General features: G+C 34.6%; 14 protein-coding genes. 4 read left to right on the top strand and 10 right to left on the bottom strand.

Annotated features, from left to right (window positions below; genetic code table 11):
- The 4 genes from J2Y60_RS04025 to J2Y60_RS04010 all read right to left on the bottom strand — a co-directional run bounded on the left by J2Y60_RS04025 (position 1) and on the right by J2Y60_RS04010 (position 3625).
- Positions 1–1596, bottom strand: coding sequence for a hypothetical protein (locus tag J2Y60_RS04025; RefSeq protein ID WP_309913620.1), 1596 nt, complete (start codon positions 1594–1596; stop codon positions 1–3).
- Positions 1597–1629: 33 nt separating this feature from the next.
- On the bottom strand, positions 1630–2361 hold the full coding sequence (locus J2Y60_RS04020; protein ID WP_309913616.1) for a hypothetical protein: 732 nt from the start codon (positions 2359–2361) through the stop codon (positions 1630–1632).
- Between the two features lie 469 nt (positions 2362–2830).
- Positions 2831–3202 carry a hypothetical protein gene (locus J2Y60_RS04015; protein WP_309913613.1) on the bottom strand — a complete coding sequence of 124 codons (372 nt, stop codon included), beginning with the start codon at positions 3200–3202 and terminating at the stop codon, positions 2831–2833.
- A 12-nt stretch (positions 3203–3214) separates the two neighbouring features.
- Positions 3215–3625, bottom strand: coding sequence for a hypothetical protein (locus tag J2Y60_RS04010; protein ID WP_309913610.1), 411 nt, complete (start codon positions 3623–3625; stop codon positions 3215–3217).
- Positions 3626–3783: 158 nt separating this feature from the next.
- On the opposite strand from J2Y60_RS04010, the gene J2Y60_RS04005 reads away from it, so the two are divergent.
- Both J2Y60_RS04005 and J2Y60_RS04000 read left to right on the top strand, forming a co-directional pair.
- Positions 3784–5373 (top strand): ATP-binding protein, encoded by a 1590-nt coding sequence (locus J2Y60_RS04005; RefSeq protein ID WP_309913607.1) that lies wholly within the window; start codon positions 3784–3786, stop codon positions 5371–5373.
- Positions 5374–5417: 44 nt separating this feature from the next.
- Complete coding sequence (locus J2Y60_RS04000; RefSeq protein WP_309913604.1) at positions 5418–6476, top strand: response regulator; 1059 nt, start codon at positions 5418–5420, stop codon at positions 6474–6476.
- 4 nt (positions 6477–6480) lie between these two features.
- On the opposite strand, the gene J2Y60_RS03995 is transcribed toward J2Y60_RS04000, so the two are convergent.
- From J2Y60_RS03995 to J2Y60_RS03980, 4 genes are all read right to left on the bottom strand, one after another.
- Positions 6481–7128 carry a DUF3267 domain-containing protein gene (locus J2Y60_RS03995; RefSeq protein ID WP_309913601.1) on the bottom strand — a complete coding sequence of 216 codons (648 nt, stop codon included), beginning with the start codon at positions 7126–7128 and terminating at the stop codon, positions 6481–6483.
- 60 nt (positions 7129–7188) lie between these two features.
- The gene (locus tag J2Y60_RS03990) at positions 7189–7926 is read right to left on the bottom strand and encodes a LytTR family transcriptional regulator DNA-binding domain-containing protein (RefSeq protein WP_309913598.1); all 738 of its coding nucleotides are present in this window, start codon (positions 7924–7926) and stop codon (positions 7189–7191) included.
- 54 nt (positions 7927–7980) lie between these two features.
- Positions 7981–9081, bottom strand: coding sequence for a histidine kinase (locus J2Y60_RS03985; RefSeq protein WP_309913595.1), 1101 nt, complete (start codon positions 9079–9081; stop codon positions 7981–7983).
- Positions 9082–9297: 216 nt separating this feature from the next.
- A complete protein-coding gene (locus tag J2Y60_RS03980) occupies positions 9298–9957 on the bottom strand; it encodes a histidine phosphatase family protein (RefSeq protein WP_309913592.1) in 660 nt (219 codons plus the stop codon).
- 148 nt (positions 9958–10105) lie between these two features.
- Between J2Y60_RS03980 and J2Y60_RS03975 the strand changes: the two genes are divergently transcribed.
- The gene (locus J2Y60_RS03975) at positions 10106–10531 is read left to right on the top strand and encodes a hotdog fold thioesterase (protein ID WP_309913589.1); all 426 of its coding nucleotides are present in this window, start codon (positions 10106–10108) and stop codon (positions 10529–10531) included.
- 140 nt (positions 10532–10671) lie between these two features.
- Positions 10672–11925, top strand: coding sequence for a chorismate-binding protein (locus J2Y60_RS03970; protein ID WP_309913586.1), 1254 nt, complete (start codon positions 10672–10674; stop codon positions 11923–11925).
- A gap of 5 nt (positions 11926–11930) precedes the next feature.
- Here the strand turns inward: J2Y60_RS03970 and J2Y60_RS03965 are convergent, their stop codons facing one another.
- Together J2Y60_RS03965 and J2Y60_RS03960 are read right to left on the bottom strand one after the other, a co-directional pair.
- Positions 11931–13232 carry a hemolysin family protein gene (locus tag J2Y60_RS03965; RefSeq protein WP_309913583.1) on the bottom strand — a complete coding sequence of 434 codons (1302 nt, stop codon included), beginning with the start codon at positions 13230–13232 and terminating at the stop codon, positions 11931–11933.
- A gap of 82 nt (positions 13233–13314) precedes the next feature.
- Entirely contained in the window at positions 13315–13602 is a 288-nt protein-coding gene (locus J2Y60_RS03960) for a hypothetical protein (protein ID WP_309913580.1), read from the bottom strand.
- Positions 13603–13649: the final 47 nt, after the last annotated feature.

Here is a 13649-nt window from a genome sequence, read left to right as displayed (position 1 = left end):
TTACTTACATAAAAACGATGGTAAGCTAAAGGTAGAGTTCAATTCCGCAGAATTATCAATCCACAAATCGTTCTGATAATACCAGATACCACCAAGGTTAAACATAAAATTATACTTTTCTCCTCTGACTAATAAAGTTGATTGAGCTACCAGTTTATTATCAGCCGTTGCCTTCAATGTACCTATACTTGTATATCCTTTTCCATCTTTTAAGTCTGCCGCCGCTTGAACATCCCCTATCTTGAATGGATAACCATTATCACACTTAGGAGTAATCGTTATTTTTACATAGTTGATAGGACTTACTAACGTAACATCAACATTTGTCACAGCATTTACATTGGTACAACTTACATTCAAAGATTTAGTAAATAATACTTTGCCTGTAATACTTGTAGTAGTAATAGTTAAGTTAGAAGATGTTGGGGTATTACCTCCTATTTGACCTTGTACAAAAAGTTTACAATTCAAGGTTATCCCTAAGCCATGCGATTCATTAAATAAAATTCTTCCACTGTTATCTACTACAGTCGTTTTAACGGTCTCTCCCGTATACAATGGATCATTTAATACATTCAGTTTAAGGTTTGAACATTCAGATAATAGATCTCCGCAATAAAATTCAGTCAAATGGTTTACCGAAGCCACAAATTCTAAAACACTTCCATTTTTCTTCACAGTAGCAGTACCTTCATATTTAAGTGTTTTGGCATCTGCATCATAACTAGCAAAGTTTAATACATCTCCTTCTTTAATATCTTGTCCTGCTGAGTTTTTAGTACCTACTCCAAACTGAAATTTGATTTCAATCGGTGATGAAAAAGTTTTTACCTTCTGACTATTTTCATTAGAAATCACAGCACTTACTGCCGAAATAGGATTAATACTAAAGTTTGGAATTACATTATCGTTTTTATCCACAACTTTCATCCCACTTTGTTGCTTATTAACAATTACACTAGCCTTTTGTGGATCTATCTGTACGAGTACAACATTCAGTTTACCTCCTACCGGAACGCCCGCTCCATCTTTCAAAGTTACTCCAGCGCCAACGGTTAATGTAGCGGAATGACTACTACCTGCTAATGCTGGTGTAGTTATCTGAATAGCTTTCGTAGTTTTCCCTGTATTATCAGCATCCTCTTCTTTTTGAATTACAGTAGTACCCGTCGGTGGCGTAGCAATTTTAGTAAGCTTAACAATTACCTTTTGGTCAGTATTACTTGTAATTTCTACAGGAGTTATCTCTTTTAAATATCCATCTACGGCTGTTACAATCGTAAATTTAACTGGTGCCGTAGTGCTGGCGGTAGTTCCGGGTTTTAATGCCAGAATCATGATACCATTCTTAGGTTTAAACACTTTTTTGTTAAAGCTATCTACAATTTTTGCAGAGTCACTTCCCGCAATATGCACATCTATGGTGCTTGGTAATTCCCCTAAGTTATCATTCGCCTGCGAATATTGAACGATAATACTAGTGCTTACTACAGCGTCAGGAAATTTGAATTTTACACCTTCTAAAGGTGGAGTACAGGAATAGCTTATAGCGATGCAAGCAAAAAGAAGTAGTGCGTAAGTAATATATTTTTTCATTGTGTGATGTCATTTGAGTTAAGTACAGTACTATTATAGTTTAATTCTAACAGTAAAAGATAATTTAGGAATAAATGCGTAGTTCTTCACGTTGTTCTCAATACTTAAAATATTAGCATCCGTAACCAATGTTTCAACCACACCAGAACGGTCTAGCGTTAACTTAGGCGAACCAGAATAATAAGCACCCATCTCAAAACCAAAACCTACCCTACTTTTAGGAATTGCACGTCCAAAACCTATTCCTAAATAAGGACGGATTTTATTGCCTGTAACTTTCAAATTTGCTTTCCCAAAATCCTGTGCATCTATTTCAAAATCTGATGCAAATTTAAACTTACCTGTTTTGACAGTTGGTTCTGCCATCACCTCTGAATCTCCAGTACCATAAGCTAAACCTCCTACCAACTTAAATGATTTTCTCTTAAACGGATGAAAATCAATAAGTGCATCTATTTGAAGCGATTTAACTTTCGGAGAAATATCAAGGTCAGAAGCACCATCTCCTAGCGAAACCGTTATAGGTGGGGTTACAAACATACTTACATCTAAGTAGCTAAAGCCAACTCTAAGGTTTACAGAATTGTCTCGTTTAAGTGCTTGAGCAACTTCAGCGCCAAACCCCATTGTTCCGAACTGAATACCTATAGAGTTTTTTCCATAAATATGTTCCGTTAAAATCGGTGGCGTCTGAGACGGGGATGATTGAGCAATTACATGGGTGGTTATGCCAAATGTCAGCAAAAAGTAGAAGAGCTTTTTCATTAGTTTAAAAATATATGATTTAGTTTTAATATTTAATTTAATTAGAATAATAAGGATTTGAAAAACATATGTTCCTGTGATGTACCATACTTACAAAAAACCAAAAATATAATTTTATTTTTATTATTTTGTTTTTTTTCAATAAATATAAATACATATTCGACAAGATGAAAATATTAGTTTATTTTCATCTGCTTGCTTTTTAATAGAATGATGATTTAGTGGAAGAATTCAAAAACATAACTTTATCCTTATTTTTTTGAATTTTATAAAAAACCCTGGATTTATTTCATCCAACTGGGGCGTCCTGCATGAATAGTTTCTAAATATACTTCATTAATATCAATAAATAGTATACATTTTAAAAAACATCATTGATAAAGCTTTATGGATTGCCTATTAAAAACAAATAGGAGCTTACCAATAAGAAGTAAGCTCCTAGCAAAATTTAATTAAAAACAGCATTTAGTTATAGCACTTTGCTGAGAAATTGATACAGATGATGCTTAGTAAAATTGAAGTCTTTTTCAAGCATTTCGAATGCCGATCTTTGGCGTTCATGAATTAGCTCCATTTGTTCGTCAAATAGAAAACGCCTATTTTGTGCATAATCTACAAAAGACTTTTCCTGAGTTTTGATACCAATTAGTAAATTTTCACTTACTTCATTAATATGTCGGAATCGTTCATGGAGGTTCCCTACTTCTTTTACTAATTCCTCCTCAGTATTTTTACTTTTAACCTCTTCAAGAAGCGTTTGGAAGTACTTCACTTCATCAGCAAAAAATGCCAATGATTCTATCCATTTATTGTTTTCATGGTGACATACTTCAAATTTCATAACTATTTGGGATTAAAGGATTTTTGATAAACACTTATAAAAATCATTTTTGGTATGAATAAACTCTTTCTCAAAAACTTGATAACGTTCGCGAAGTGTATAATGTTGGTCATAAATCTCTTCTCCTAATAAAAATTCTCTACCCAGTGCATCGTCTTCAAAACCCCATTGCTCCTGATTGATTAAGTGTACTAATTCATCAGATTCTTTATGTAAGTTTTGCCATCTTGTTTCAAAAACAAAAACTTGATTTAATACTTCTAATAAAGTATTTTTTGATTTGACTTCGTCAATCAGGGTATAAAAGTATGCTAATTCTTCCCGATAAAAGGCTAAATTCTGTAACCATTTGATATTTTCTTTATGATAAACCCCATATTTAAATACTTGGGTATCATAAATGTTAGTTTTTATATTATTCATATTTCATCAATTTGATTATTAAATATTTATATCATAAATTTCTTTAACTTTTAGGGTTTTAACTATCATTAGAATCATATTGGTAACTGACATATATCAAGTTTCTTGGGTATATAGCTGTCTAATTTGTACCTTTATCATTAATAATATATATAATTATGGACTTCCCTATCAACAACCTACTTTTAAAATCAATTCTAGAAGATACACCAACCTTTATGGGTATCTACGATATCACTACCCATCGGTATGCATTCATTAATAAAGTAGGTTTAAATATGTTTGAAGCTACAGACATAGAAGAATTTACCCTGAAGTATCCAGAAGGGTTTAGAAAAGACAAACTGAACCTAGAAAATTATAACGAAATATATCACCAATTAAAAACTAAGCAAACAAGGATTGAAGAAACGCTCTTTGAAACATCAAGCAAGCTTCAGTTTTGGGGAACTCTTCAAATTTCATTATTTGAAAGTGAAGGCCATGAGTATTACTTGGTCAGAATCAATGATACTACCTATCAAAAAAATGCTGAACAACAATTAGAGGACGATAACAACCGTTTTGAAGCATTATTCATGCATGCTGCTATTGGGCTAATAATGGTTGACCGTGAAGGCAAGATTATTTTATCAAACCGTTTTGCCAATGTAATATTTGGCTATGAAACGGGTGAATTAGAAGGACAATTACTAGAAGTATTGATTCCTCATAATATTAGAGAGAAGCATCGGGAAACATACGAAAACTATACACACAAGCCACAGTCAAGACCTATGGGTATTGGGCTTGACTTAAAAGCTCGTAAGAAAGATGGTACACTTTTCCCCGTAGAGATTAGTTTAAGTCATTTTAAATCTGGTGGCAAACCTTATTATATTTCTTTTATTAATGATGCAACGTTCAAGAAGAAAGCCGAGACCGATTTATTAATAAAAACTACTGAAATACAAAAACTGAATAATAGTCTTGAAAAAGAAGTAGTAAATCGCACGAACGCTTTGGTTGAAACGTTGAAGAACTTAGAACAATCTAAAAAAGAGCTTGAAGTTGCCCTTAACAAAGAAAAAGAATTGGGTGAGCTAAAATCAAGGTTTGTTTCGATGGCGTCGCATGAATTTAGAACACCTCTTACAGCCATCCTTTCGGCGGCTTCATTAATTGAGAAATATGTTAAAACGGAAGAACAAGACAAAAGAGAACGCCATACACAGCGAATAATGAATGCTGTTGGCAATTTGACGGATATACTAGAAGAATTCCTTTCTGTTGGCAAACTAGAAGAAGGAAAAGTAAATGCGAAATTGGCTAATTTTGAATTGCCAGCACTAGTTGATGAAAGCCTTCGCGATCTGAAAAATATGCTCAAGAAAAACCAGCAGATAGATTATCAGCATATTGGTGATACTACTGTGTGTTTGGATAAATCGCTGTTCAGGAAAATCATTATTAATTTAGGCTCTAATGCCGTGAAGTTTTCAAATGAAAATTCAACGATAAGTATATCTACTGAAAAACTTGAAAAAATGCTTATCCTTAAAGTATCCGATCAAGGCATTGGTATTTCCGAGGAAGATCAAAAACATTTATTCGACCGCTTTTTCAGAGGTGCCAACGTAACAAATATCCAAGGAACTGGTTTGGGTTTACACATTGTAGCACGATATACGGAGTTGCTTGGTGGACAAGTATTTGTAGAAAGCAAACTTAATCGCGGAACAACTTTTAGTATTAAGTTTGATTTATAATTTTAACCCACCCATTATTAAAAAATTCTTAATTATTAAAACATATGAAAACAATCCTACTTATCGAAGATAGTGATGACATCAGAGAAACCACTGCTGAGATATTAGAACTTGCTAGTTATAATGTTCATACAGCTGAAAATGGGAAAACTGGGGTTGAGCTTGCCCAGAAAGTGAAGCCAGATTTAGTAATTTGCGATATTATGATGCCTATTTTAGATGGATATGGCGTATTGCACATTTTTAGTCAAAATCCAGACCTGCAAAATATTCCCTTTATTTTTTTAACTGCCAAAGCTGAACGCTCGGATCATCGAAAAGGCATGGAAATGGGTGCTGACGATTATCTAACAAAACCTTTTCAGGAAATCGAGCTTTTGAATGCTGTAGAAAGTAGGTTAAAGAAAATAGACAACCTTACGAAGTCTTTTAAAAATACAGCATCGGAAATAGAAGAGCTTTATCAGCAAGCACGTGAATATGTTGATATTAATTCTCTTTCTAAAGACAGAAAAATATCGAATATTAAAAAGAAGCAAATCATCTATACAGAAGGCGATGAGCCTATTAAATTTTACTTTTTAAAGTCAGGCAAAATAAAGACATACCAGTCTAATCGTGATGGGAAAGAGTTTGTAACTGGCTTATACAATTCGGGTGATTTTTTCGGTCATATCGCCATCATAGAAAGTAGTGAATACCAAGAATCAGCAGAAGCCCTTGAAGATTGTGAAATTATCGGTATTCCTAAAAATGATTTCTTAGAATTAATCACCAGAAACCAGTCTGTTGCTAACAAATTCATTAAAATGTTGGCTAATGATATCCACGAGAAAGAAAAGCACTTAACTCAAATGGCATATAATTCTTTGCGAAAGCGTACTGCTGATGCATTAGTCATGCTGTCTAGAAAATATAAAACTGAACAGCAAGATAGATTTTCAATCCGAATTTCCAGAGACGACCTAGCGTCGGTAGTGGGTACTGCTACAGAATCGCTTATCAGAACACTGAGCGACTTTAAATCTGATAAACTTATTGAAGTAAATGGTAGTGAAATCACCATTCTTGAAGAATACAAGTTGGCTAACCTTAGGGGATAAGCCATCAGTCTTTTTCAAAAAAATAAGACATTCCCTCCTCATCAATATCGTCATAAGTGAACATTTCTTTATGGCGATTTTTCATGTAATACCTAATCAAGATAAAATCACCCAAGCAGCCATACGTGTGCAATATTAAAGTTGTAATAATCAACACCTTGTAGCTAGGAATAAAGACCAAGGCTATTATCAATCCCAAAGAAATTACGAGGAAAGGCATTACAGCCACGATGGCGTTTTCTTTTAGACTCATCACAAATTTTTGGGCATAAGCATACACCATCAGACTTTTGGGTGTCCAGCCAAATCCTACTTTTTCAGCACCCAATATTTTAAATACTAATCCATGAATGCCTTCGTGAATTGGTAACAAAATAAATATTAACACTGGGAATGCTGCTGCTATTTGCCAAACATCAACTTTGGCTTGCCCTATCTGCTTACCAATAACATATCCGAAAGCACCGCCTGCTATAAATAATAATACCACAAAAAAGATTTTTTGAGCAAGAGGTTTTTTTGTTTGATTCGAGCTATTAGGGTTGACTCCTAACTCTCTCATCAAAAACTTCATCATCTCTTCAATCCTAAAGGATTCAATCAGTGAAAAATTATTAGGATTATGCAGTTGAGCAATACTTGGCTTTTTCATGTCAAAAAAAATATGTTCATCAATTACGGTAACTTTTGTAATTAATGAACATATCAATGTCTATAAACTTAATAATTCTTTAAATCGAATGGCTTGTCGTCTCGAAATTTCGATTTTATCTCCGCTTTCTCGTAAGGTTACTTGTAATCCTCCCGAAAACCAAGGCTCAATTTTCTGAATGTATTTTAAATTGATAATGTGTTTACGGTTGGCTCTGAAGAAGGTCTTTGGGTCTAATCTATCTTCCAAGGCATTCAATGATTTTAACACCAATGGCTTTTGGTCATCAAAATATAACCTTACATAATTACCCATCGACTCGAACAAGCGCACATTTCCTAAACGAACAAACCAACATTTTTCACCATCTTTTACAAATACTTGGTCGTTTTCTGTTAATACGATTGTATTGTCTTTTACAGTTTCTGTAAGTTGCTTTTGGCGGTCAAACTCCTCCTCTACTTTCTGAATTGCCTCGCTAAGTCTGTGTAATTCTATTGGTTTTAGTAGATAATCTAGGGCATTAAATTCAAAGGCTTTAATAGCATATTCGTCGTAGGCCGTCGTAAAAATCACTTCTGGTACATTTCCTTCAAGGTCACTTAGCAAATCAAAGCCTGTTTTGCCTGGCATTTGAATATCCAGAAATAATAAATCTGGGTGTACCTCGTCAATAAGCACTACTGCTTCATCAGCATTAGCAGCTTCGCCAACGATATTAATTTTAGGAAAATTCTCTAGCAAGCGTTTTAATTCGTTTCTTGCCAAACGTTCGTCATCAACAATAATAGCCTTCATATTTAATTTTATGGTTTCTGATTAGCGGTATTATCCTTTATAACTAATCATACATTAGATTGTCACTTTGGGTTTTACAATATTGGTTATTTTTGAAAACGGTGTGTCTTTTTCTGGTTCTACTGAGGGTATCGGTATCGTAATTTCGGCTGTTACTACCTCTTTGGAAGCCTGATAAATTCTAAATTTAGATTCTGGGCCAAACAATAACTCTAACCTGTGGGCAGTGTTTTCTAGTCCAAAGCCTCCTGATTCTGTCGTTTCTAAAATACCTGTATTACTAATAATAATCAATAGATTCTTTCCTACCAATTTTGCTTCCAAGCTTACGAATCCACCTTTTACAGGCTTTGATACACCGTGCTTGATGGCATTTTCTACCAGCGTTTGTAGTAACATTGGTGGAACTTGCACATGCATGGTATCTGGATAAACATTCTTCCTGATTTGCAGCCGTTCTTCGTATCTTATTTTCTCTAAAGCTAAGTAATCGTCAACAGTTCTTAGCTCTTCCGACAGCGAAACAGTTTTTCTTCTATCTGCCAATAAAGAACTTCTCAGGATATTGGATAATTGCGTGACCGCTTTCTGGGCTTTGTCAGGTTCTTCCAGAATCAACGCACGAATACTATTCAAAGCATTGAACATAAAATGCGGATTCATCTGCGCTCTTAATACTTTCGATTCTGTTTCTTTTACCGATGATTCTAACCGTATTTTATCTACTTCCACTTCCGACTTCCGTTCAAAGTAGTGTGAAGCGTAATAAAACAACGTCCAAATCATTAATGGCTTTGCCCAGCTAAAAATGAATTGCATGACAAAAAAGAACGACCATAGGTTTCGGCCTTCTTCTTCGCGCAATAGATAAGAATCTAAAGGAATGTTTACAAATGCCATAAAAAACGACATAAACCCTACCGCTATCAATATGCGTGGGATTACTCTATCTATTGGCAATTCTACCCATCCGTATTTTTTTATTACTTTCCTGAAATTATGTGTAATTATAATGGCTACAACAACATTTAATAATGCTGCCACGAACCAATCTAAAGACCAACCGAAATCATTCGAATAAATCAAGGCCTCGTTGGCCAACCAAGCTGACCAGCCGAATACTTGCAGAATCCAATATAACTTAGCTCTAGACATATTAATCTATTCAAATACACTTCAAATAAAAGCGTATAAATTTATTTACCACCGTTTCTTCTATCCTTTTTTATAACAAATTAAGGCAATGTAATAAAAAGCAATGGAATTATTCAGTAAACGGAAGGTGGGGATGATAAACGGATAAAAGAAGAAATGAAGATTTCAGGGAAATATGTGTTGAAGTATTTTAACGCCATATTTCCCTGAATGATTTTATTCAACGATTAGGTCGTCTAGATGTGAAAGGTCATTTTCTAATTCTACAGAAAACTTACCTTGTTCATAATCATAAGTAAGTTTGTATAAACAAAGGTTAGCATGTTCAAACGTATCCATTTCATGTAGTTCGCGTTCAAGCAACAATGTCAGGATTATCCTAATAGCCCTGCCGTGCATGGCTACCAAAATTGTTTCTTCTTCTGAGCGCGATATAATCAAATCTATCACGGGCTTCTGGCGAGTTAGTACATCTAGTGGACTTTCTCCTCCTTCAGAAGGCATATCTACCTTTCCATTAATCCAACCGTCTATTAATATTTTATAATATTCGTTATCAATATCATTAGGCACTTTTCCTTCGCGTACTCCCCAGCTTATTTCGTTGAGTCCTTCGTGTTGTTCCCATGGTAGCCCTTTTTCAAGGAATTTTTTTACCGATTGGTGGGTTCTCTTTAAAGCAGAAGTATACACTTTATCAAAAAGAATGTCTTGATACTTTTGATAGAAAGCTTCAGCCTGCGCTTGTCCTAATTCATTCAAATCAGAATCTACACCACTGCCTTGAACTATTCCCTGACGGTTGAAGTCTGTTTCTCCATGACGGATTAAATAAATGGTTTTAACTTTTGGAGTTTTTGATTGGTCGTTAGACATTGATTTGAAGGATTATATTTATGGCAATCTTAATAAAGTATTTCACGCCTTTTTTCAAATTTTATAAAGTTAATCAATAAAATAATAATTTACTTTGACTAATTTCCCGCAAAAATACAGTTTTTGAACATAATTCATACCATCTAACATGATAAAAACATCCTATACACTCGAACAACTTAATGAAAGAAGTACAGGTAATATGGTTGGCTACTTAGGAATCGTATTTACTGAAATTACCGATACTTATATTTGTGCTAAAATGCCTGTTGATGAAAGAACCAAACAGCCTATGGGATTATTGCATGGTGGAGCTTCAGTAGTATTAGCAGAATCATTAGGAAGTATTGCTTCATGGATGGTTTTAGAGGATCATAATAAGTTTGCTGCAGTAGGAGTTGAAATCAATGCGAACCACTTAAAGTCTGCACGTGAGGGCTATGTTTATGCAAAATGTTCCCCTTTGAAAATCGGAAGAACAATGCACGTTTGGGATATAAAAATAACCGATGAAAAAGGAGATTTAGTATGTGCTAGTAGACTGACAACCGCCATTATTGAAAAACGTTTATAGTGGAAGCATATCAATAAAATACAAATTACTAATAATCAACATCTTATAAAATATCGCGAAAATTTTAAGTTTTCTGAAACCTCATTACTATACAAGATGTTATTTTTACATCAATAATACATCACTAAAAACTTCTGGATATGACCCCGACTTCGGAATTTCATATTTTACAACAAACAAACAAATTAGCAAAACTCTGGCAAACGGCTTTTTCAGAAGGTTTTCCTATGGCATTATGGCAATTGCCACAATCTACCGAGAAACAACTTATCATTGATCTTTCTGGGAGTACTCAGCGAAAAAAAACAGACTTAGATGAATTACCGGCGGGCTTTGTCATGAGTCCTTTTCAGGGTGAATCTTTATTCCTTAAAGGTGACCTATATTATCGTTTTGATACCAATAATCACGAGATAGAAGATGACATCAAAGGCAAAACCCTAGAAGCAGCAATCTTTGAAAAAAAATACCTACATTATTCAGACGAAGAAACAATAGAACCTTCGGCGGCGAAACAAGAGGAGGATATAAGTCCTAAGCATTCATTAGACAGTAGCTTAGAAAAATGGAACGGTGGCTTATATAATGAAATGATTTTTGCAGAAATGGTTTCCAAAGCTATTATAGCCATTGAAAATGGTGAAATGCAAAAAGTAGTTTTATCAAGAACTAAAAACGTTACTTTGCCCGAAAGTTTTGAAATTATTGATGCTTTCCAGAAATTGTGCAAAGCCTATCCAAATGCCTTCATTTCTTTAGTCTATTTACCAGAATTTGAAGCCATTTGGTTGGGTGCTACCCCAGAAACCTTAGTAAGCGTAGATGGTCAAGGCATTTTTAAAACGATGTCTTTAGCAGGTACTCAATCTGCCATTGGTGATAATGGTGAGATGCTTTCACCCATCAGCATTCGTTGGTCACATAAAGAAATTGAAGAACAAGCCTTTGTAAGCAGGTATGTGATTGAATGTTTTAAGAAAATCCGTTTGAGAGAATATTGTGAGAGTGGCCCTAAAACTGTACAGGCTGGGAATTTGATGCACTTACGAACCGACTTTAAAGTTGATACGAAAGCACTAAATTTTCCACAATTAGGCACTGTCATGCTTGAATTACTTCATCCAACTTCGGCTGTTTGCGGAATGCCCAAAGAACCAGCCTTGCGTTTGATTGCTGAAACAGAACTCCACCATCGCGAATTTTATAGTGGTTTTCTAGGCCCTGTAAATATCAAAGACGAAAGTCATCTGTTTGTCAACCTTAGAACAGTAAAAATTCAAGGAAATCACGCTACTTTTTTTGCAGGCTGTGGCATCACGGCAGATTCTAACCCTGTGAAAGAATGGTACGAAACAGAAATGAAAAGCCAGACTTTAATGAATGTAATCTTATAGATGACCTAGTGTTTCATCGTAAAAGATTCTGATTTCTTTTCGATATCTCCTATAATCATCAACTTAACAATATCAATTCTAGCATCTGTCATTTCAATGATTTGAAAGTTGAATGGGTGTAGGATGATTGTTTCATTAATCTCTGGAATGTCCTCGTTAATGCTAATAATCATTCCGCCTAGGGTATCATAATCCCCTTCTGGAAGATTCCAGTCATATTTATCGTTCAAATAGTCTATCTCTAATCTTGCCGAAAGCAAATAGGTTTTCTCTTCAATTCGCTTTTCGGTAAGGTTTTCATTATCATCGTATTCGTCTTCAATCTCACCGAAAATCTGTTCCATTACGTCCTCCATACTTACTAAACCAGCAGTACTTCCAAATTCATCCACTACCAAAGCTAACGATTTATGTTCTTTAGAAAAACGGAATAATAAATCTTTGGCAGGCATAGCCTCTGGCACAATAGGAATAGGCGTAAGAATACTCTGAATTTCTTTGGGTTTTTTAAACAAAGCCAAAGAATGGCAATAACCCAATACATCCTCCATCGTTTCTTTGTAAATAAGTACTCTTGAATGCCCACTTTCTACAAATACTTTTTTCAATTCCTCAATACCCCCTTCGATATCCACTCCTACAATATCCGTTCTTGGAATCATACAGTCGCGGACACGTACTTGTTTGAATTCAAGGGCATTATTGAAAATCTTTGTATCAACCTCCGCTTCTTCTTCTGTTGATATTTTTCGATTAAGGTTTTGTAAGTAATTATTCAAATCAGTCAAACCAAAAGCAGGTCTTTCTTCTGAATACTCCAATCGTAACACATTGTTAATGAACCATTTAGACAACCCTACGATTGCCCAAACTAATGGGTACATCAACGTATAAATAATCAGAATTGGGATAGCTAGTACTTCTAAAAATCCATCAGGATTTAATAAAAAAATACTTTTGGGCGTAAACTCAGACGTAGCTAAAATGATGATAGTACCAATAAAAGATGCTATTAATCCAGCCGCTATTCCCGAAATGGGCAAATAGGCTTCTATTTCATGATGTAAATATCCTTCCATAAAAATACCATAGGCCACCAAGGAAAGCGTATTTCCGATAAGCATAGTACCGATAAATTTTGAAGGATTTTTAAGATAATTTGAGATAATCTGACCCGTGATTACTCCTTGTTTGGCTTGGAGTTCAAAGTACAGTTTATTGGCAGATACGAAGGCCATTTCTACCCCTGAAAAAAATGCCGAGGCTATAATGGCGATAATTATACTTAGTGCTTGTTGGGAGTCCATATTTTGGGTTAGGAGCTTAGAGATATACCTAACAGAATTGTTATTTCTTTTTCAAATATAGAAAGAATTCTTTAAAAATCACTTATTTTTTCCCTTTCATTAATGCCTTTCTTTGGGCTTGTTTATCATCTTTAGGCTTTTCGGCAGGTTTATTTTTTGCTTCTTCCTCTTCTTTCTTCAAGCGAACTTGCTTGGTATATTGGAAATAAAACAAACAAACCATCGCAAACATTAAGAATGAATAATGATAAAATATTTTATTCCAGAAGGTAGGCTCTAGCCCTGCGGGTAAACCAGCACGTAAATCTAATATCCACATGATGATAAAGCCAATGGCTGCGAAAAGTAGAAGTATTTCTTTCTTACTCATAATAATCTTAAATGTTAATATATTAAAGGCTAACGCTTTTCAATGTT

Source organism: Arcicella sp. BE140, assembly GCF_031456255.1.
Taxonomy (GTDB): Bacteria; Bacteroidota; Bacteroidia; order Cytophagales; family Spirosomataceae; genus Arcicella; species Arcicella aquatica.
This window is presented reverse-complemented; position numbering and strand designations above follow the sequence as displayed.